At 58.4% G+C, this 20777-nt stretch carries 18 protein-coding genes and 1 pseudogene; 8 read left to right on the forward strand and 11 right to left on the reverse strand.

The features are described from left to right. From PQQ51_RS32820 to PQQ51_RS32840, 5 genes and pseudogenes are all read right to left on the reverse strand, one after another. Positions 1-524 (reverse strand): annotated as a pseudogene (locus tag PQQ51_RS32820) (hypothetical protein); the annotation flags it as partial. A gap of 62 nt (positions 525-586) precedes the next feature. Beyond that, positions 587-1702, reverse strand: coding sequence for a phage tail sheath family protein (locus tag PQQ51_RS32825; protein ID WP_408501360.1), 1116 nt, complete (start codon positions 1700-1702; stop codon positions 587-589). Positions 1703-1736: 34 nt separating this feature from the next. Then, the gene (locus tag PQQ51_RS32830; RefSeq protein ID WP_408501361.1) at positions 1737-2186 is read right to left on the reverse strand and encodes a phage tail protein; all 450 of its coding nucleotides are present in this window, start codon (positions 2184-2186) and stop codon (positions 1737-1739) included. Between the two features lie 451 nt (positions 2187-2637). Next, positions 2638-3441, reverse strand: a complete 804-nt coding sequence (gene phnX, locus PQQ51_RS32835) for a phosphonoacetaldehyde hydrolase (protein ID WP_408501362.1) — start codon at positions 3439-3441, stop codon at positions 2638-2640. A 22-nt stretch (positions 3442-3463) separates the two neighbouring features. Continuing rightward, the gene (locus PQQ51_RS32840) at positions 3464-4693 is read right to left on the reverse strand and encodes a 2-aminoethylphosphonate--pyruvate transaminase (RefSeq protein ID WP_408501363.1); all 1230 of its coding nucleotides are present in this window, start codon (positions 4691-4693) and stop codon (positions 3464-3466) included. 120 nt (positions 4694-4813) lie between these two features. Between PQQ51_RS32840 and PQQ51_RS32845 the strand changes: the two genes are divergently transcribed. Continuing rightward, the gene (locus PQQ51_RS32845) at positions 4814-5707 is read left to right on the forward strand and encodes a LysR substrate-binding domain-containing protein (protein WP_408501364.1); all 894 of its coding nucleotides are present in this window, start codon (positions 4814-4816) and stop codon (positions 5705-5707) included. A gap of 77 nt (positions 5708-5784) precedes the next feature. On the opposite strand, the gene PQQ51_RS32850 is transcribed toward PQQ51_RS32845, so the two are convergent. Both PQQ51_RS32850 and PQQ51_RS32855 read right to left on the reverse strand, forming a co-directional pair. Beyond that, a complete protein-coding gene (locus tag PQQ51_RS32850) occupies positions 5785-6531 on the reverse strand; it encodes a glucose 1-dehydrogenase (protein ID WP_408501365.1) in 747 nt (248 codons plus the stop codon). A 387-nt stretch (positions 6532-6918) separates the two neighbouring features. After that, positions 6919-7668: a sulfite exporter TauE/SafE family protein gene (locus PQQ51_RS32855; RefSeq protein WP_408501366.1), complete on the reverse strand. Its 750-nt coding sequence runs from the start codon at positions 7666-7668 to the stop codon at positions 6919-6921. A 160-nt stretch (positions 7669-7828) separates the two neighbouring features. Between PQQ51_RS32855 and PQQ51_RS32860 the strand changes: the two genes are divergently transcribed. After that, positions 7829-8713, forward strand: a complete 885-nt coding sequence (locus tag PQQ51_RS32860) for a LysR family transcriptional regulator (RefSeq protein ID WP_408501367.1) — start codon at positions 7829-7831, stop codon at positions 8711-8713. Between the two features lie 145 nt (positions 8714-8858). On the opposite strand, the gene PQQ51_RS32865 is transcribed toward PQQ51_RS32860, so the two are convergent. Both PQQ51_RS32865 and PQQ51_RS32870 read right to left on the reverse strand, forming a co-directional pair. After that, positions 8859-9437 carry a DUF1349 domain-containing protein gene (locus PQQ51_RS32865; protein WP_408501368.1) on the reverse strand — a complete coding sequence of 193 codons (579 nt, stop codon included), beginning with the start codon at positions 9435-9437 and terminating at the stop codon, positions 8859-8861. 70 nt (positions 9438-9507) lie between these two features. Then, positions 9508-10404: a LysR substrate-binding domain-containing protein gene (locus tag PQQ51_RS32870; RefSeq protein ID WP_408501369.1), complete on the reverse strand. Its 897-nt coding sequence runs from the start codon at positions 10402-10404 to the stop codon at positions 9508-9510. Positions 10405-10670: 266 nt separating this feature from the next. On the opposite strand from PQQ51_RS32870, the gene purU reads away from it, so the two are divergent. The 6 genes from purU (at position 10671) to PQQ51_RS32900 (ending at position 17647) form a co-directional block, all read left to right on the forward strand. After that, on the forward strand, positions 10671-11519 hold the full coding sequence (purU, locus tag PQQ51_RS32875) for a formyltetrahydrofolate deformylase (RefSeq protein ID WP_408501370.1): 849 nt from the start codon (positions 10671-10673) through the stop codon (positions 11517-11519). After that, a complete protein-coding gene (locus tag PQQ51_RS32880; RefSeq protein WP_408501371.1) occupies positions 11491-12384 on the forward strand; it encodes a bifunctional 5,10-methylenetetrahydrofolate dehydrogenase/5,10-methenyltetrahydrofolate cyclohydrolase in 894 nt (297 codons plus the stop codon). Before purU ends, PQQ51_RS32880 begins: the two co-directional genes overlap by 29 nt. A gap of 69 nt (positions 12385-12453) precedes the next feature. Next, positions 12454-13698 carry a sarcosine oxidase subunit beta family protein gene (locus tag PQQ51_RS32885; protein ID WP_408501372.1) on the forward strand — a complete coding sequence of 415 codons (1245 nt, stop codon included), beginning with the start codon at positions 12454-12456 and terminating at the stop codon, positions 13696-13698. A 28-nt stretch (positions 13699-13726) separates the two neighbouring features. Then, entirely contained in the window at positions 13727-14014 is a 288-nt protein-coding gene (locus PQQ51_RS32890; RefSeq protein ID WP_408501373.1) for a sarcosine oxidase subunit delta, read from the forward strand. A gap of 2 nt (positions 14015-14016) precedes the next feature. Continuing rightward, the gene (locus tag PQQ51_RS32895) at positions 14017-17010 is read left to right on the forward strand and encodes a sarcosine oxidase subunit alpha family protein (protein ID WP_408501374.1); all 2994 of its coding nucleotides are present in this window, start codon (positions 14017-14019) and stop codon (positions 17008-17010) included. Next, positions 17000-17647 carry a sarcosine oxidase subunit gamma gene (locus tag PQQ51_RS32900; protein ID WP_408501375.1) on the forward strand — a complete coding sequence of 216 codons (648 nt, stop codon included), beginning with the start codon at positions 17000-17002 and terminating at the stop codon, positions 17645-17647. The genes PQQ51_RS32895 and PQQ51_RS32900 overlap by 11 nt, the downstream gene beginning before the upstream one ends. 133 nt (positions 17648-17780) lie before the next feature. Here PQQ51_RS32900 and PQQ51_RS32905 read toward each other — a convergent pair whose 3' ends face one another. Together PQQ51_RS32905 and PQQ51_RS32910 are read right to left on the reverse strand one after the other, a co-directional pair. Beyond that, entirely contained in the window at positions 17781-19436 is a 1656-nt protein-coding gene (locus PQQ51_RS32905; RefSeq protein ID WP_408501376.1) for a GMC family oxidoreductase, read from the reverse strand. A gap of 43 nt (positions 19437-19479) precedes the next feature. Continuing rightward, complete coding sequence (locus PQQ51_RS32910; RefSeq protein ID WP_408501377.1) at positions 19480-20697, reverse strand: mandelate racemase/muconate lactonizing enzyme family protein; 1218 nt, start codon at positions 20695-20697, stop codon at positions 19480-19482. Between the last annotated feature and the right edge of the window lie 80 nt (positions 20698-20777).

Here is a 20777-nt window from a genome sequence, read left to right on the forward strand (position 1 = left end):
GAGCTTGCGCAAATATTGTTCGCCGACCAGCTCGCCGAAAGCGCAGGATAGTAAGCTGCGGCGTACTCGGCCGCATCGAATCCGATCGAAGAACTACCATCGGGTTTCAAACTGCCGTCTGTTTGCAGCGCGCTCGGCGGCACGTCGAGAATGGCGAATCGGCCTGAGCCTGCGCCGCAGATACTACTGATTGCCGCAGTCGTGATGGTCGTGTCTCCCGCAGCGACAATCAACGTAATGTCGCGATACATCGGCACCGAGGCAATCAGATCAGCGCTTTTTGAAACGTAACACGGGCCGCCACCGCACTCGAAATAGGCCTTGATGTCTGCATATTTATCGACAACGGTACTGTCGCCACCAACGTAGCTGCTGAATTCAAAGTAGCTATTGAATTTCATGACCCCGTCAGTCCAGTTCGCTAACGAAATAATCGGTACGGCGGTTGCCCCGGCAGCAACGGAGAGTGCCGGCGATGCATCTTCCTCGATGTAGACACCGGGATAAGTGGTAGTAGTCGCCACGAAATACTCCTTGCGAATAGGCAATAGTTAGCGTTTCAGGATTGAAAACGAGTCAGCACCAATTAACCCTGCCCCACATCCTGGGTGAACTGAACGATGATGAATTCCGCGGGACGTACCGCGGCCATACCCACGTTGACGATCATTTTTCCCTGTGCGATGTCGTCTGAAGTCATCGTGACGCCTTCGTCGATATCCACAAAAAAGGCGTCTTTCTCCGTTGTTCCGACCAGCGCACCGGCACTCCACAATCCCCGCAGGTAGTTGGTTATCGCAGTCCGTACTTTTTCCCACGTCGGTTGACTGTTCGGCTCGAACACCATTGCTTGCAGAGATGTTTTGATATCGCGCTCGGCGGAATCGAATAGACGGCGCACGGATATGTAGCGCCAGTCATCGCTGTCCTGCGAGGTGCGTGCACCCCAGACAATCGGTGGATCGCTTCCGAATACGCGAATCATGTTGATTGGCGATGATCCCTGGTTGAACTGTCCCTGCAAATCGTCGCTCGTTCTGTATAAGACCTGATAATTGGACGGAAGGTATACGTTAGCGGGCGCCTTCCATACGCCACGTGCGCGATCGACCGAACAGTAAATGCCTGCCGCAACCACGCTTGGAGGTATATGATTTGCGGTCCAATCGACGGTAAGCCACGGATAATAGACTGCTGCGTAAGATGCACTTAGCCAATCCGGCGTATAACTAGAGTCTATTTCCGTCTTTGGACCATCCAATATTACAAATCGACCGGAGCCGGGTTGGCAAAATTGCGTGACATCGGTCCAGCCAGAATGAACAATATTTTGCCCTGCGGCAACCACTAGCGTGATGTCGTCTAACAGCGGGATTGACTTGCTGCCATAGTCCACCGTTACGACGTAACAATAACCGCCTCCACTTTCAAAGTACGCACGAATAACGGTATCCCGTAGACCGTTTTCGCTATCATCGAACTTCAATGAATACGTCTGACTAATATGAATTTTCAATTTAGAAAGATAATCCATCCACGAATCTATTCTTAGCATCTGCTTCGGATAACCTATGCCCTCGACAAGAGGATCGTTATCCCCAAGCACAAACACTGGAACCGCCGTTGGGGATCTAAAAATAGATAGCGAAATAGAGCTATCCTCCTCAACATACACGCCCGGATAAGTCGTAGTCACAGTCATGAAGAAGTCCCCAGATGGAACAGAACCAGAAACCTCAATGCGTCTGAATCGTTATCCTGTCAGCCATCAAGGTCAGCTCCTCCACCGCCGCTTCATTACTGGCAGCGTCCAGCGAAGGCGAGCTCAGCGCCGTGGGGAACGCGTTGGAAACATTCCACGTAATGAGAAGCGTCGTACCCGCGTCATCGGTCAAACTGATGGTGATATCTTTCTTCTCCACCTGATTAAGCGAGATCGAGTTGATCCAGTCGTACAGTTCCGAATCACCAGGAAATACGCCCTTACGGAGCGTGATATTGACGGCCTGCCGTTGCCCCGGCATTTTGAACCAGTTACCCGTACCATCACGATATTCGATCGTATCGTAGTTAATATTCAGCCCGGAGACGTTATTGAAAGCGATATTTTCACTTCCCAACGAAACCACAAACCGGTAAGTCGGAATCGGATATGATCCAGCGATCTGATCGGTAGTCGTAGCCATTTCACATGCTCCTTGATCTGATTTTCAGTTCGAAAAAAATAGTTCGGAATGACAGGCCCACCGACGCAATCCTGCGCGATGACGGGCGACCGGGATAGACCTGATTGCCCCTACAACCGCCTCAGACCCAATCTTATAAAATCGCCATTTTTTTACAATGAGATTTCCGGAAATCAAGGAAAATCCTCTCATCTTGTTTCTTCATCCCGATCAATCGAACAAACACTCCCCATTATCGAAATGGTCCCGCGAGTGTGCTTATATACCCCCCTTGATTAGCCACGACCAATTACGCAATTAGTGTTATTGATTCATAAATTAGAATTGTTCGCATGGAAACCCGGGCAACAACCGGCACATAGAATCGCAGCGCACATAAAAAAGCGCGCTGTCTCCCGACAGCGCGCTCGCCAACTCGCCCAACTAAAAAGCAAAAACCTCAGCGTGGCCGTTAAGGCCGCTCCCCCCTCGCCAACCTTGCATCGATCTCCCGAACCACCGGCATCAGATCGGCCACGCTATCGATCACATAATGCGCACCCGCGGCCTGCAACTTCTGGATCGCCGCTTTGCGCCGCCACGCGAACTCATCCGGCGCCAGCGCTTTCACGTCGTGCTCCGCCATGCCGAACGCGTTGCCGCTCACCGCGACGCCCACTGTCCAGGTGCCGCCGTTGATCCCTTCTTCGATACCGACTTCCGTATCGTCGACCTTGATCGCATCTTGCGCGCGCCACACACCCAGCTCAGGCAAGGTTTTGTAGATCATGTACGGCGACGGCCGTCCTTCCGGCGTATCGCCGGTACACACGATACTGTCCGGTGAGAAGCCCTGCGCCGCTGCGCCGGGCACGATTTCGGCCATGATCTCGCGCGTATAGCCAGTAGTCGTGCCGATCTTGATCTGGTCGCTACGCAACGCGCTCGCGACTTCCGCGACACCCGGGATCACCGAGCTATAACTCGCGGCCACCGCGATGTTCTTCGGCACGAATACGTCGTACACCGCATCGATATCGCCGTCATCCGGCGTGTGGCCGTACTTGTCGGCCCATGCCTGCGCGACGCGCGGCAACGCCATCAACGCGGCGATATGCGGGCGTTTGGCCATGCCCATCGGCCCCCGCGCTTCGTCGATCGTGATCGACACGCCGAACTGTTCGAACGTTTCGACAAACGCACCCATCGGCGCTAACGAACCGTAGTCGACCACGGTGCCGGCCCAGTCGAAAATCACTGCTTTAACGTGTTTCATTGATCGCGATTCCAGGAATGTCTCAGACGGCTTCGGCGAGCATCTTGCGTTCGTCGAGCGCGGCTTGCGGCGGTGCCGCGTGTCCGACGCCAAGCGCCTCGAGCGATCGCGCACATGCGTCGACCACGTTGCGCATCACATGCTCATCCACCTGACCGATGCAGCCGATGCGGAAACTGTCCACCACCGTCAACTTGCCCGGATAGATGATGAAGCCCTCTTGTTTCATCAATTCATAAAAGCGTTCGAACCTGAACGCCGGATGCGCGGGCGAGAAGAACGTCACGATGATCGGCGAGCGCCAGCGCGCGCTCAACAACGGTTCGAAGCCGAGTTTCTGCATGCCGGCCACCAGCACGTCGCGATTGTTCGCGTAGCGCGCGAGGCGTCCGGCCTGCCCGCCTTCCTGCTGGTGGAGACGCAGCGCTTCCACAAACGCGGCGACGGTATGCGTAGGCGGCGTAAAGCGCCACTGCCCCGTTCGGTTCATCACGTCCCACTGGTCGTACACGTCGAGCGCGAGCGAATGACTGCGACCCTTTGCCTGCTGCAACGCGCTCTTCTTCGCGATGACGAAGCCAAAACCCGGCACGCCCTCGATGCATTTATTCGCCGACGACACGAATGCCTCGCAGGCAATCTCGCGCACGTCGAGCGGCACCGCGCCGAACGCGCTCATCGAATCGATCAGCAGTTTGCGGCCCTTCTTCGCGGTGGCCGCGGCGATTTCTTCGAGTGGATTGAGAATCCCGGAGCTGGTCTCGCAGTGCACCGCGACCACGTGCGTGATGCGCGGGTCGGCGTCGAGCATGCGTTCCACTTCCTCCCCACGCGGCGGTAGATAGTCGCCCTTGTCGAGCACCGTAGCGGCGCGGCCGAGATAAACGAGCGTAGTGGCGATGCGCTTGCCGTACGCGCCGTTGGCCAGCACCAGCGCGTGCCCGTCGCGCGGAATCAGACTGCCCAGCATCGCTTCGACGCAGTAACTGCCGCTGCCTTGCAGCGGCACGCAGTCGTAGTCGCCTGCCGTATCGCCGGCGATCTCCAGCAGACTGCTGCGCATCAGCGCGGTCATCGCGCGGAAATCGCCGTCCCACGAGCCCCAGTCGCGCAGCATCGCCTCCTTCGTCGAAAAGGCGGTGGTGAGCGGGCCGGGGGTGAGCAGATACGGCTCGCCCTTGGCGGGCGCGGCACAGGCTGCAGCGGCAAGCACGGCGGACTTCGCCGAAGAACGGTCTGGCGCGCTTTCCATAGTGACACTCTCCGACAATCGCTGTTTCGATGCGTGACACGGTACCCTAACGCTGCCCATCGGTAAAATCGATATAATCGATGACTACATCGTAAAAACTTATGGCATCGCGAGGCACATATGCAATACGCGCAGTTGAAGGCGTTTCATGCGGTCGCGGAACATGGCGGTTTCTCCAAAGCGGCGCAGGCGTTGTCGCTTACGCAGCCTGCCGTGTCCGACCACGTACGGCGGCTCGAGCAGGACTACGGCGTGAAGCTGTTCGAGCGCGGGCCGCGCGGCGTCGAGACGACCGAACTCGGTTTGCGCCTGTTCAGCGTGACGCGGCAGATGCTCAGTTGCGAGCGCGACGCCCGGCACCTGCTCGAATCGGCGGGCGGGCTCGAATCCGGCTCGCTGTCGCTGGCCGCGGATGCGCCGGATCTCGCCGTCGCGTTGATCGGCGCGTTTCGCAAGCTGCATCCGGGAATCGTGGTGACGCTATCGATCGCCAATGCCGCGGATTGCATGCAGCGTGTGCTGTCGAGCGCAGTCGACGCTGCGATCACCGCCGCGCCGCAAGTGCACAGTCGGCTCGAAGCGCGCGTGCTGCGACGCGATCCGCTGGTAGCGATGGTTCCGGCGAGCCATCCTGCTGCGAAGAAACGCAAGCTGAGTTATGCGGAACTCGTGCGTCAGCCGATGATTTTTCGCGAGGCGCAATCGGTTACGCAGCAGTTGCTTGAAATCGAACTGGTGCGCGAATCGTTGCAGGTCGAACCGGTGATGTACGTGGACGGACGCGAAGCGCTGGAAGAAGCGGTCGCGCAAGGCATGGGAGTGGGCGTGATCGCGCGCGCGGAATTCAACGAATCGCGGCGAATCAGAATGATCCCGCTACAGGATTGCCGCGTGCAGATGATCGAATCGCTGACGCGGCTCGCGGAGCGGCCGGGATCGAATCTGCTGGACGCGTTGTTTGCGGTGGAGCTTCCTGACGCGGCGCCCGGCAAAGCTCAACTCAGGAGTCGATAAAACACAACCACCCAGCGAAATCCGCCAGGTGGCTGCGCTTCAATTCAAATACTCACAACAGACTCACGACAAACGGCTTAGCGTGCGCCGCCGCTCGCGATCAAAGCCTCGCCGGTCAACCAGCGCGCGTCGTCCGACGCGAGGAACGTCACCACGTCGGCGATATCGTCGGGCTGGCCGACTCGGCCAAGCGGCGTCGTGCTGACCATCTGAGCCTCCAGATCGGAGCCGATGATGCCGCCGGCGTGCGTGCCTTCGGTCGCCACCATCCCAGGATTCACCGAGTTGACGCGAATCTTGCGCGGCCCGAGTTCGCGTGCGAGCACACCGGTAATACCGTCGACCGCGCCCTTGGTTGCCGTGTAAACCGCGCTTCCCGGCGGCGTAATGCGGCTCACCACCGAGCTGATATTGACGATGCTGCCGCCTTCGCCGAGGTGTTTCGCCGCCGCTTGCGTGACCAGCAGCAAGCCCAGCACGTTCACATTGAAATGCTTATGGAAGTGCTCTTCGGTGATCTCTTCGATCGGTGCGAACTCATACACGCCCGAGTTGTTCACGAGAATATCGAGCTTGCCATACGTTTCAACCGCGGTATCGATGATGCCTTTTGCGTCCGCGGCTTTCGAAACGTCGCCGCCTACCGCCACCGCCTTGCCGCCCGCCGCGGTAATCTCGGCGACCACCGCATCCGCGCCCGCCTTGCTGGACGCGTAGTTCACCACCACCGATGCGCCCTGTGCTGCGAGTGCCTTCGAAATCGCGGCACCAATGCCTTTCGATCCGCCTGTTACTACCGCAACCTTACCTGTGAGCTTGCTCATGATCGTTTCCTTTAAATGGGATTCGCGCCGACGTTCCTTCGCGGAGGGTCGCGAGGCTGACGCCGATGAAGCCGGGCAATGCAGTGGCGCTGTCACTGGACACAATGTAGGCAGATACGCTGCGAGGATAAAGCGGCTGGCGGCGAACAGATAGGACGGATGATCCGAACAATCGGACAATCTGGCGAAGCGGATGGTATGAAGAAAGGGACGATGCAGAGAATGAACGGACGTTATCGAAAATAGGCGGTACAGGTCAGCACTTCGTGCGTTTGCGCCATAACGCGATTTTTGCGGCTACGCTCGCGAGCACCGCCAACGCACCGAGGGTGTCCAGAATGCACGACCACATGATACGGCCCTCCCTCGCTCGCCTTATTCATTTGATCAAACGAATGCACGCGCGATCAGTTGAATTCCCAGACCCAGCAGACAGATAAAGAACCAGCGTCGAAACGTCTGCGGGCTGATATGCCCCCGCAAGCGCTGCCCGATCCACATGCCGATCAACGCAGGCACCACGGCGAACAGCGACGTGCGCAGATCGCCCAGTGCAAATGCATGTTCGCGCGCGAGACCGATCGCGAGCGCGATGGTGGAAACCGTGAACGCAAGCCCAAGCGCCTGCACCAGATCTTCTTTTGTTAAACCGAGTCCCTGCAGATACGGCACAGCCGGCATCACGAATACGCCGGTACCGCCGCTGATCACGCCAGTCACCGCGCCGATCAACGGCGACAGCCAGCGCTCATGACGCGGCGCGACGGACACGCGCCATGCAAACAGCCCTGCTGCGGCATAGAGCGTCAACGCAACGCCGAGACCGACGACGGCCCAACCGCCGCCTCCGCCCGCGATAAACGAAGCCGCGGCCACCGTTCCCGCGACGATCCCCACCATCATCAGCCAGAACCGCTTGAGTAGCGCACTCACGCTCGGCCCCGCGAACAACTGCCACACGTTCGTGACGAACGACGGCAACAGCAGCATCGACGCCGCCTGCACCGGCAGCATCAGCGTGCCGAGCACGCCCATCGCGACAGTCGGCAGGCCCATGCCGGTCACACCCTTGACGAAGCCCGCGACAACGAACGTCGCGGCCACGGCGCTCACGCGCATTGCAAGCGAGGAGATCATCAGTGGAAATTGATAGGAGTCGTGCAGGCAATTTTCTGCTGCCGCGATGCCGGCCACAATGCGTAAGATACGAACTGTGACTTAGGCTGTAACATAGGCTGACGCGCGTCGTACAACCCCCTTGTACAACCCCCTCGCACAACCCCACTCCATCCATTCCATGCGCTTCGATCTGATCGACCTTCGCCTCTTTCTGTACATCCTCGAGACCGGCAGCATCACGCATGGCGCCGCCCGCGCGAATCTTTCGCTACCGTCGGCAAGCGCGCGGCTGCGCGGGATGGAAGAAACACTCGGTGAGCCGCTGCTCGAACGCGGACGGCGCGGCGTCGAGTCCACCGCGACCGGCGACACGCTCGCGCATCATGCCCGCCTCGTACTCGGCCAGATCGACCGGATGCAGGGCGAACTCGGCGAGCATCAGCAAGGACGCAAGGCCTGCATCCGCCTGTGGACCAATACCGCCGCGATCACCGAATTCCTGCCGGCCGCCGTCGGCCTGTTCCTGCGCGATCACCCGAACGTGCAGATCGATCTGAAGGAGCGGCAAAGCAGCGAAACGATCAAAGCGGTGCTGACCGGCGCGGCAGAGATCGGCATCATCTCCGATGCGGTCGAACATGGCGCGTTGCAGACGCTGCCTTTCGCCGTCGACAAACTCGTGCTGGTGACGAGCCGCGACGATCCGCTCGCCACGCGCCGGCGTCTCACGCTCGCCGAGGTGGCCGAACGCGACTTCATCGGCCTCAGTACCGGCAGCGCGTTGCACGCCTACCTGGGCGAACGCGCGCTGCTGTCCGGCAAGCCGCTGAACGTTCGCGCGCACATGCGGAACTTCGAAAGCGTGTGTTGCATGGTCGAGCAAGGCGCGGGGATCGCGATCGTGCCCGCTACCGCGGCGCAGCGTTATCGCGGCAAGCCGGGGATACGCACGATCGAATTAACCGATAGCTGGGCCACACGGCAGTTGCTGATCTGCATGCGCGACCTGAACGCGCTGAGACGACCGGAAAAGGCACTGGTGCGGCATCTTGCCGGGGTTTAAGGCCTGTCCAGGTGCGCCTCTAACGCAATGCATCATCAGCCTGACTTATCTAACGTCTAATGTTTAATCGCTTTGCCTGATCGAAGCACACGGCGTGCGCTCGTTCAGCGTGTCGCGCCAACGCGCTAATAGAACCGCACTGGGCTCACTCATGTAGCTGCCTGGAGATGGGAGCGCCGATCGTCAGGTTGCGGAACACCACTTCGAACCCTTCACGCTCGGGGGAGCAACACATCACGCCGACATCGATGGACGTAGACGGTGGCAGATACGCAAGCCGGGCCATTTGCCAGATATTGTTCGCAACGTCGAAGTACTGAACCCGAATTGCCTCGCCATGACGCGTCAAGCGCACGCGCAGTTCCGACCCGGCGTGGGGTAATGTCAGCACGGACCAGTCAGACGTATCGTTGGTCACGACCACCGAGAAGCACAAATTCCCGTCGGTATATTCGATTCCCGCCTTGACCCAATGTGTTTCGCTTAGACGGACCATCAGTCCAGCCTGATCGTACAGCGCCTCATAGCGGCCGTCGATCGTCACTTCCGCCGTGAAATCTCCGTCAACCGACTGATAGGCGAAATGCCCGCTGTCGCGCCGAAATCCATAGAAGGTCTCGCGCCAGAAGTCGGTCCTGGCATCGGTACGCACGAATAGATCGCCTCCGCGAACTTCCGATTTCGCGGGCGCATTCAGCCACTTGAGTTCAGCGATATTCAGCATCCTGCTTTCTCTCCAACCGGATTAGAACATTCAAGAAAATGCGAAAGCCCGCTGTAAAACGCAGCCTACGCTACACGAGCCAATCGTGGAAAATTTGCGCGGGTTCAGTGAGGGGTCGATGTTTCGCATGGACCAGGTAGTCCCACCGGCCGGTCTCATAGGCGAACCCTCCGAGTTGCCGAAGCTTGCCCGAATCAATCGCCTGCCGCGCCATATAGTCCCAACCGAGACTCACCCCGAGCCCCTCCAACGCGGCATTGAACACCAGCGTTACCTGATTGAATGTGATTGCATTGCGTGGGGTATCGTAGATCAGGCCGAAGTGCTTGAACCAATCCTGCCAGTCCATGCAGTCCCATGCGCGCGAATCAAGCTGTATCAGCGGTAACGAGCAAAGGTCGGCTACCGTTTCGGGCTGCGGAAGCGAGAGCTCCGTGCTGCAAACCGGATAGACGATTTCCGGAAACAGGCGGGTGCCTTCCAGTGAGGGCCAATCGCCGTCGCCGTACAGGATTCCGAAATCGCTGTCGTTGCAGCTTCGCTCATTGATCGTATTCGACGAGATGATGTTGACGGCAATGTCCGGATACATCTGGTTGAACCGAACGACCCGAGGGAATAGCCAGAAATGCGCGACGGCCTGAGTACACGCAATCGAGATCGCTTGCGTGTCATGCTCATGCTGAACTCGCAAAACGGCACGGTGCAATTTATACAGCAGTGGTTCCAGCTCCTCCAGAAAACTCGCGCCTGCCGCGCTCAGTTGAATTCCCCGCACGTGCCGATCAAAAAGAGCGCAGCGCAATGCCTCTTCAAGCCCCTTGATCTGTTTGCTGACCGCGCTTTGAGTGATCGACAACTCACGAGCCGCACGCGTGAAGCTCCCGCACCGCGCGACTGCCTCAAAAGACACGAGCGCTTCGAGCGGCGGAAGCGTGTTCAACAAACGAAGGCTCTGGGTATTCATTCCGGTATGTCATCCTCAGCGAGAACTAGACGAGCGCATCGTCATTATATGCGGTGCATCCCGGAAATTCGACATTCCTCGGCGGAATTGCCCATGCGCCAATATCGCTTGTGAGTCGAGAACTGGCTTTGTAGTCTTGCTCTTGAGCCGGAGCCCGGCTACCGGCAGATCAGAAGGCCGTGCTTACGCGGCGATTGCCCATTTCCCTGCTCGCTGCAGTACCCGATCGATCCGACCCTGCTGCCAAATCCAAGAGATTGACGCTTATGACGAAAATTGTATTGAAGCTGTCTTGCACCGATCAGCGTGGCATCGTGGGTGCCGTGGGTCAGTGCATTGCGAAGCAGGACGGAAACATCACCGAAAGCGGTCAATTCGTCGACCCTGACAACGGCCGGCTTTTCATGCGAATCTGCTTTCGCGCAGGTCCCCATTCGGATGTGGAGTCTTTTAGGGCCGCTTTTGCACTGGTTGCCGAGCGCTACGACATGACGTGGGGCGCGTTCGACCTGAGCATCAAACCGCGCGTGTTGATCATGGTGTCTCAATTGGGGCACTGTCTTAACGACCTCCTGTATCGACACAGCACCGGACAGCTTCCCATGGAGATCGTCGGGATCGTCTCGAACCACGAGGCCTTTCGACAACGCGCGGAACACGAGGGGATCCGGTTTCATTATCTGCCCGTCACGCCGGCCAATAAGGCCGAACAGGAGCTGCGTCTTTTAGATCTGGTCGCCTCCGAATCCGTTGATCTGGTGATCCTCGCGCGCTACATGCAGATTCTTACCGATGAACTATCGCATCGGTTGTCCGGGCGAATGATCAACATTCATCACTCGTTTCTGCCTAGCTTCAAAGGTGCGCGCCCCTATCATCAGGCGCATAAACGCGGTGTCAAACTCATTGGCGCCACAGCGCACTACGTCACTCCTGAACTTGACGAAGGCCCGATCATCGAGCAGGACATTCGCCGGGTCGATCATACGGCGAGCGCCGACACGATGGTAGCAATCGGCCGCGACACCGAATGCCAGGTGCTTGCAAAAGCAGTCAAGTCTCATCTCGAACACCGGATCCTGCTCAATGACGACCGAACCATTGTTTTCGCGTGACGCGGAAGTTATCGACGGCAAGGCTGCGGCGGCCGTCATTGTCGAAGAAATCCGAAACGCGGTCCTGCTGGAGCAGGTAACGCCGGGATTAGCCGTGGTCCTCGTAGGATCGGACCCGGCCAGTGCGGTGTACGTGCGCAATAAGGCAAATCGTGCACGAGAGTGTGGATTTTTTTCCCGGCAAATCGTTTTGGCCGCAACGACTTCGGAGGACGAACTCCTGAAGATCGTGAGCGAGCTCAATTTGGATCGCGCCATTCATGGAATTCTGGTGCAGTTTCCGTTGCCTCCGCAAATTAATTCGCAGCACGTGATAGACGCGATTGATCCGGAGAAGGACGTCGACGGCTTTCATTACGCAAACGCAGGGCGTCTGGCGGTTGGGGCAGCTGCCGATGCGCTCGTGCCGTGCACGCCACTGGGTGCGCTCAGACTGATTAAACAGGCGTGTGGGCCAGATCTTGGCGGCCTTCATGCCGTGATACTCGGGCGCTCGAACATCGTCGGCAAGCAGCTGGCGAACCTGCTGCTACTGGAACACTGCACGGTGTCGGTCGTTCACAGCCGCACGATCAATCCCGAGAACATTTGCCGGCAAGCGGACATTCTGGTTGCGGCCGTCGGCGTCCCCAGACTCGTGAAGGGTAGCTGGATAAAACCCGGCGCGGTAGTGATCGACGTAGGGATCAACCGCGTTGCAGACGATACCCGGCCGGGTCAGTCCCATCTCGTTGGAGACGTCGACTTCGACGAAGCCAGAACAGTTGCAGCGGCGATCACACCGGTGCCCGGCGGAGTCGGCCCGATGACGATTGCGATGCTCTTGAAGAACACCCTGAGCGTCGCGCTTCGATCGAGACCCTGAAGAGTTTGTCCTGTGCAGTTTCAAACCGACTGGACATGGACTCCGCCATATTTTTGAAGGATAGCGGCAATGAGTAGGCATTCGATTTTCAGCCTGATTCGAAACGGATTGAGTTATCACCAGAATTGGGAGCGCCAGTGGAGAAGTCCGGACCCACGGCGAGAATATGATGTAGTTATCGTCGGCGGCGGTGGCCACGGCCTCGCGACCGCCTACTATCTGGCCAAAGAGCACGGCATCACCAATGTGGCGGTTCTGGAAAAGGACTGGATTGGCGGCGGCAACACCGCTCGCAATACAACGATCGTTCGCTCGAATTATTTGTGGGACGAGTCGTCGGCCCTTTTCGAGAAATCGATGCAGTTATGGGAAGGACTCTCCCAGGACCTGAACTACAACGTGATGTTCAGTCAGCGCGGCGTGATCAGTCTCGCGCATTCGTTGCAGGAAGTACGGGATATGCAACGGCGTATCGGTGCCAACAGGCTCAATGATATCGATGCGGAATTCCTGACTCGCGAGCAGCTTAAAGAAATCGAACCGTCGATCAATCTCGACTGCCGTTATCCGGTTCTCGGCGGCGCCATTCAGCGTCGCGCAGGCGTCGCGCGTCACGACGCGGTTGCGTGGGGCTTCGCTCGCGGCGCGGACCAGGCAGGTGTCGATATCATTCAGAACTGCCGGGTAATCGGAATCAAACGAAGCAACGGTTCTGTGTCCGGCGTCGATACGACCCGAGGTTTCATCAAGGCGAAGAAGGTTGCAGTAGCGGTCGCAGGCAACACCACGTCGATCGCCGATATGGCGGGACTGCGCCTGCCGATCGAGAGTTATCCGCTTCAGGCTTTGGTCTCGGAACCTATCAAACCCGTGCTCAACACGGTCATTACGTCCAACGCGGTACATGCGTACATCAGCCAGTCCGACAAGGGCGATCTCGTGATTGGCGCAGGCCGCAATCAATACGTCGGATATGGTCAGCGCGGCAGTTTTCAGACCATCGAGGCAACCGTTGGCGCGGTCATCGAAATGTTCCCGATCTTTTCCCGCGTGCGGATGAACCGGCAGTGGGGAGGCATCGTCGACGTCACGCCGGATGCGTGTCCGATCATCACCAAAACGTACATCAACGGGCTGTATTTCAACTGTGGATGGGGTACGGGTGGCTTTAAAGCGACCCCGGGCTCCGGGTGGGTATTCGCTCATACCATTGCGAATGATCGCCCCCACCCTCTTGCAGCGCCCTTCGCGCTAGATCGTTTCCATACCGGCCATCTGATTGACGAGCACGGCGCAGCCGGCGTCGCCCACTGAGCCTCGCACTCGTCCGGAGATAGATTACATGCTGCTTATTAATTGTCCGTGGTGCGGCCCGCGCGCGGAAACCGAATTCCTGTGCGGCGGTGAAGCCGGTATAGCACGCCCGCTGAATCCGGAAAACATCACCGATCAGGAATGGGGCGACTACCTGTTCATGCGCACGAACCCTCGTGGAAACAGCTACGAGCAGTGGTTGCATGCTGCGGGATGCCGACGCTGGTTCAAGGCCAATCGCGACACCGTCACGTACCGATTCACGAGCTTCGAGACCTTCGGTCACGAAGCTGACGCTACCTCAGGTCAGGAGTAGACATGGCCCAGGAATTCCGTCTCCCATCCGGCGGGCGCATCAATCGCGCGGTACCGTTGACGTTTACGTTCAATGGCGTCTCATATCAAGGGTTCGAGGGCGACACGCTCGCGTCGGCGCTTCTCGCCAATGGTGTTCACTTCGTGGCTCGTAGCTGGAAGTATCATCGCCCGCGCGGGGTCATGACCGCAGGTGTCGAGGAGCCAAACGCCATTGTTCAGCTTGAAACCGGTGCGTTCACCGTGCCTAACGCCCGCGCGACCGAGGTCGAGTTGTATCAGGGCCTCACGGCCAGCAGCGTCAATGCATCGCCTTCGATCGACAACGATCGGATGGCCATTAATCAGCGGATTTCGAGGTTCATCCCTGCGGGTTTCTATTACAAGACCTTCATGTGGCCGCGAAAACTATGGCCGAAATACGAACAGGTCATCCGGAACGCGGCAGGTCTGGGTAAATCCCCCGATGTTCCTGACGCGGACCGCTACGACAAGCGCTTTGCGCACTGCGACATCCTGATTGTGGGCGCAGGACCTGCGGGGCTTTCCGCTGCGCGCACCGCGGGGCTTTCGCGTGCACGGGTCATTCTTGTCGATGACCAGCGGGAGCCCGGTGGAACGCTGCTCTCGAGCGAATCGGAAATAGACGGCCAGCCTGGTCTGCAGTGGGTCGACAAAATTCGCAAGGAGCTCGCAGCACTCCCTAACGTGACCGTGCTGACGCGTTCGACCGCGTTCGGTTATCAGGACCATAACCTGGTAACCGTGACTCAACGATTGACGGACCATTTGCCGATCACACAACGAAAAGGCTCCCGTGAAATGTTGTGGAAAATCCGGGCGCAACAGGTGATTCTGGCGACCGGCGCGCATGAGCGTCCGATCGTGTTCGGCAACAACGACCTGCCTGGCGTCATGCTGGCGTCGGCGGTGTCGGCGTATCTGCACAAATATGCGGTACTCCCCGGCCGTCGCGCGGTCATCTTCACCAATAACGACCGGGGCTATCGATGCGCGCTTGCGTTGAGCGCCGCTGGATCAAAGGTGGTAGTGGTCGATGCTCGCCCGAAGAGCGACAGCGCACTGTTCTCGGCTGCACGCATGGCAGGCATAGAGGTACTTGCGAGTTCAGTGGTAGTCGCGGCTCACGGCAAGAAAAGAGTGAGCTCCGTCACGGTGGCCGGCTACACGGACGGCTCCGTCACCGATGCGCGCAAAGTACTGAATTGCGATCTTCTGGCCGTCTCTGGCGGATTCAACCCGGTATTGCATCTGTTTGCTCAATCCGGCGGAAAAGCCAAATGGGATGACCTCAAGTCTTGCTTCGTCCCTGGACCGGGCGTACAGGCCGAAGCATCCGTCGGCGCCGCAAACGGTGAATTCTCTCTTGGCGGTTCAATCGCGGCGGGATCAACAGCTGCTTCGCGCGCATTGCAGCATTGCGGGATCGATCGGGTAGCGGCATCGGGCGCCTCGACTACCGAGCCGATCGAATCGCCGTTGTTGCCGCTGTGGATGGTGGGGACGAAGGACGTTGCAATTCGCGGGCCCAAGCAGTTTGTCGACTTCCAGAACGATGTCGCATCCGCCGACATTTTCCTCGCAGCGCGGGAAGGCTTTGAGTCGGTCGAGCATGTCAAGCGCTATACGGCGATGGGCTTTGGAACAGACCAGGGCAAGCTGGGCAACATCAACGGAATGGCGATCCTCGCGTCAGCGCTCGGCAAGTCCATTCCCGAAACCGGCACGACGACGTTTCGCCCAAACTACACGCCCGTCACGTTCGGCGCGTTTGCCGGGCGAGAACTGGCAGACAGGTTCGAGCCGGTAAGAAAGACCTGTATTCATGAGTGGCATGTCGAACATGGTGCGATCTTTGAAGACGTGGGGCAATGGAAGCGCCCGTGGTATTTCCCCCGGCACGGAGAAGACCTGCATGCTGCGGTGAATCGGGAATGCCTCGCTGTACGACATGGCGTCGGCATCATGGATGCGTCCACGCTGGGCAAGATCGACATACAAGGACCCGACGCCGCGACGCTCCTGAACTGGCTCTACACGAACGCCTGGAGCAAGCTGGAAGTCGGCCGCGCGCGGTACGGTCTGATGCTCACCGAAAACGGAATGGTATTTGACGACGGTGTCACCGTGCGCCTCGGCGAGCAGCATTATTTAATGACGACAACCACCGGCGGCGCCGCGGGTGTGATGACGTGGATCGAACAATGGCTCCAGACCGAATGGCGGGATCTGCGTGTACGGTTGACATCGGTGACGGACCACTGGGCGACTATTGTCGTTGCCGGTCCCGATAGCCGCCGTGTGCTGCAAAAAGTCTGCACCGACATCGACTTCGATGGCGCGCGATTTCCATTCATGAGCTATCGATCCGGCACAGTGGCCGGCGTGTCGGCGCGTGTGATGCGAATCAGCTTCTCCGGAGAACTTGCCTACGAGGTCAATGTCCCTGCCAATCTGGGCCGGTCTGTCTGGGAGGCTTTGATGAAGGCGGGCCAGGAATACGCGATCACGCCATACGGTACGGAAGCACTGCACGTGCTACGAGCCGAAAAGGGATTCATTATCGTCGGACAGGATACCGACGGTTCCATGACACCGATTGATCTCGGAATGAGCGGCCTGGTATCCAAGGTGAAAGATTTTCTCGGCAAACGCTCGCTTGACCGGTCCGATACATCGACGCCTGGCCGCAAGCAGCTTGTCGGATTGCTCGGCCTGGGCGATACACAGGAAGTGATTCCCGAGGGCAGCCAGATCGTTGCATCGTCGAACAGCACAGCGATGCTCGGACACGTAACGTCGAGTTACTACAGCCCTATTCTCAAGCGTTCCATTGCAATGGCCGTCGTGAAGGGCGGCCTCGGCAAGATGGGCGAAACAGTGACCATACCGCTCGCGCACGGAAAGTTCGTTCAGGCGCAGATCACAAGTCCGGTGTTTTACGATAAAGAAGGGGCGAGGCAGAATGTCGAATGATCGGAATCAGGAAGCCGGCAGCGTGGGAGCCGGCTCTGTTGTCGCCGAACGCTGGACCACCCGGCTGGAATCACCACTTGTCGCTTTGCAGGGAAAGCATGCGCGATGGGAGGCTCGTCCCGCTGCGGGACTGAGCCTGACAGAGCAGCCGTTTCTTGAACTCGTCAACCTTCGTGGGAACGCGCAGGCGCCCGCCTTTGTCGATGCGCTCAACGGTGTCGTGGGATGTTCGATCCCGGTGGCGCCGAACACGTTCGTCGAAGGCACGACTCATCGAATCCTGTGGCTGGGACCCGATGAATGGCTCGCTCAGTCAAAGCTTCCGCAATCGAAGTCTTGTGTACCGGATCTACTGACTGCACTCGCGGGCTTGTTCGCGTCTGCCGTCGACGTCGGTAGCGGCTATACGGTGATCCGGATTTCAGGTGTCCGCGCACAGGAGATACTTGCACGAGGATGTCCGCTGGATTTGCATCCGACTGCGTTTAAAGTCGGGCAATGCGCGCAAAGCCTTTTCTTTAAAGCGTCTATTCTGATCGCAGCCGTTGAACTGAATACTTTCGATATTATCGTTAGAAGAAGCTTCGCGGAATATGTCGTGCATATGCTCGTGGATGCTGCTGAAACGATGTTCTGACTGATTGGCCGAGCGCGGGTTCGGAGTTGATCGTTCACGCGCTTGTCGAAGAATGAGCCCGTGTTGGGCTCGACGCACAAAAAAGGGCCGCCCCTTCACATCGGGCGGCCCTTTCTTCGTTACGTGACGCTCACTAGCTCGCCATCAACGCCGGCTGGTTTGCTTCTGCTGCCAGGTCTTCCAGAATCATCGCTGCACCTTTCTCAGCTATCATCATCGTCGGCGCGTTGATATTGCCGGACGTGATGTTGGGAAAGATCGATGCATCGACAACACGCAAACCCGTCACGCCGTGCACACTCAAGCGCTCGTTCACCACCGACGTTTGCGGATCCGCGCCCATCGCGCACGAACCGCACAGGTGATAGATCGAGCCGGACTGCTCACGGAAATACCGCAGGAAACCGTCGCGATCCTTGACCTGCGGCCCCGGCGAGACCTCTTCTACAGTAATGCCCCGCAATGCCGGCGATGCCATCACCTTACGCACCAGCTCACAACCCTGAATGACTTCGTCGATGTCTTTCTGCGTAGTCAGCGCATTGATGCGAATCCTGGCGGCATCTTCAGCACGATTCGACGCGATTTCTATCGAGCCTCGGCTCGTCGGCCGGCACGGATTGAATGCCAGCAAAAAACCCGAGTAAGGTTCGGGTTCGAGACTCGCGTTGCTGTTCTTCGGAACGCGATAAGACAGCGGATTAAAATAGAGCTGGATGTTCGGATGCGCTTCCTGGTCGTTGCCCTTAAAGAAACCGCCAGACTGATTGACGCTCATTGCGAGCGGCCCCTTGCGCGTCAGCAGATATTGCAAACCCAGCTTCAGCTTGCCGAGCAGTGGACGCATCTCGTCATTCAACGTCTTCACGTTCGCGCGATAATAAAAGTTCGCGCACAGATGATCCTGCAGGTTCTGTCCGACGGCCGGCAAATGCTTCACGAGCGGAATCCGATGCTTCGCGAGCAATGCCTTGTCGCCGATACCCGACAGTTGCAATAGCTTGGGCGTGTCGACCGCGCCCGCCGCCAGAATCACCATGCGATTCGCGATGAACTGCCGCACGTCGCCGTTCTGTTTGGCGACGACGCCGGTCGCGCGTTTGTTATCGTCGAACAGCACCTGATTCACCAGCAATTCGCGCTCGACCGTCAGGTTTTTTCGGCTCAGCACGGGGTGCAAGTACTCGAAGCTGCTCGACGAACGCCGTCCGTTGCGCGTGTTCACATCATAGATACCCGCGCCTTCGAACTGGCCGCCGTTGAAATCCTGCGTGCGCTTGTAACCCACCTGCTGGCAACCTTTAAGGAACACCTGACAGATCGGATGCGCGGCGTCCTTCATCGGCGAAATGCGGATCGGGCCATCCGCGCCGTGATAGCGAGTGTTGCCGAGCGGGTGTGATTCGAGCTTGCGGAAATACGGCAGCACGTCGCTAAACGACCAGCCCTTGTTGCCCGCTGCGGCCCAGTCGTCGAAATCCTGTGGCTGACCGCGCACGTAGATCATCGCGTTGATCGACCCGGAGCCGCCCTGCACCTTGCCACGCGGGCAGTATAGTGAGCGGTTGTCGAGTTCCTTCTCCGGCTCGCTGTAGTACATCCAGTTGTAGGTTTCGTTGTAGTACGTCCTGGTGAAACCAATGGGAATCCTGAACCAGTAGGAACTGTCCTTGCCTCCCGCTTCCAGAAGCAATACTGAATACTGCCCCGACTCAGACAAGCGATTGGCGAGAATACATCCCGCCGACCCCGCTCCGACGATGACGTAATCGTAGGTCTCACTACTCATCGCTTTAAACCCCTCCATCGACGATTGCAAATACGTGGGCCACTCACCCTCTTGCCGGATTAAGGTCCCTGACGTCGACGGGTTTCGTGGCCATCTGAAGATGCATTCGTTCGCCGGTATAGGGCGAGTGCGCGCGCACGACATCCATATCCAGCTCGACGCCCAAACCGGGTTCCTGCGAAGGAATGATGTACCCGTTTTCCCACTGGATCGGTTTCTTCAGGATCTTTGCATGGAAACCGTCCCACGTGCCGATGCTTTCCTGGATAAGGAAGTTCGGTGTGCATATGGCCAGTTGAATGCTGGCGGCCGCGCCGATCGGGCCGTTGTATAGGTGCGGCGCGATCTGCGCGTAATACACCTCGGCAAGGCTCGCGATTTTCTTCGCTTCAAGCAGGCCGCCCACCCGCGCCACATTCAATTGTATGATCGACGCCGCGCCTGATTCGAGCAGTCTGAAGAATTCGTACTTGGTGGTGAGGCGCTCGCCCGCTGCGATTGGAATGCTCGTGTGCGAAGCAACCTGCGCCATTGCACTTTCCTGCCCCGGCGGCACTGGCTCTTCGAACCATAGCGGATCGAACTTTTCGAGCCGCTTGGCAAGCCGTCTTGCCGACGACGGCACCATCTGCCCGTGCGTGCCGAACAGCAGGTCGGCTTTGCTACCCACTGCCTCACGCACTTTGCGGCAGAACGTCTCGCAACGGTCCAGCACCTCAAGCGAAAGCTGATGGCCCGAGTACGCCGAGTACGGGCCTGCGGGATCGAACTTCACTGCGGTAAAGCCGAGCTTCACATTCTGCGCCGCGCATTCGGCGGCAAGATCCGGATCGTCGAAGTCGAGCTCTCCTGCATCGTTCTTCGGATACAGATAAGTGTACGAACGCACCCGCTCATGAACCTTGCCGCCCAGCAGCTCGTAAACGGGTTTTCCGGCAGCCTTGCCGATAATGTCCCAGCACGCCATTTCCAGGCCGCTCACCACGCCCATCATCGTCAGGTCGGGGCGTTGCGTGAAGCCGCTCGAATAAGCCTCGCGCCAGAAGCGTTCAATATGATGCGGATCGTGATCGAGCAAAAATCGGCTGAATACGTCGTCGACAATGTGTGTCATCGCCTTCGGATGGAACGTCGCCGCATAGATTTCGCCCACGCCCTCGATCCCGCAATCGGTTTTGAGCTTGACCAGAATCCAGTACATGCCGCCAAGATGAGGCGGCGGCACGGCCACGATATGTGTTTCCAGCGAGACAATTTTCATTGCGATACTCCTTTTCTATTGGGCGTGTTGCCCGAGAGCTTGACCCTGCGATGTCGCAGAGCGTAGTCGTGTGGTGCAGG

The organism is Paraburkholderia xenovorans, from assembly GCF_046030735.1.
GTDB classification, from domain to species: Bacteria; Pseudomonadota; Gammaproteobacteria; order Burkholderiales; family Burkholderiaceae; genus Paraburkholderia; species Paraburkholderia xenovorans_A.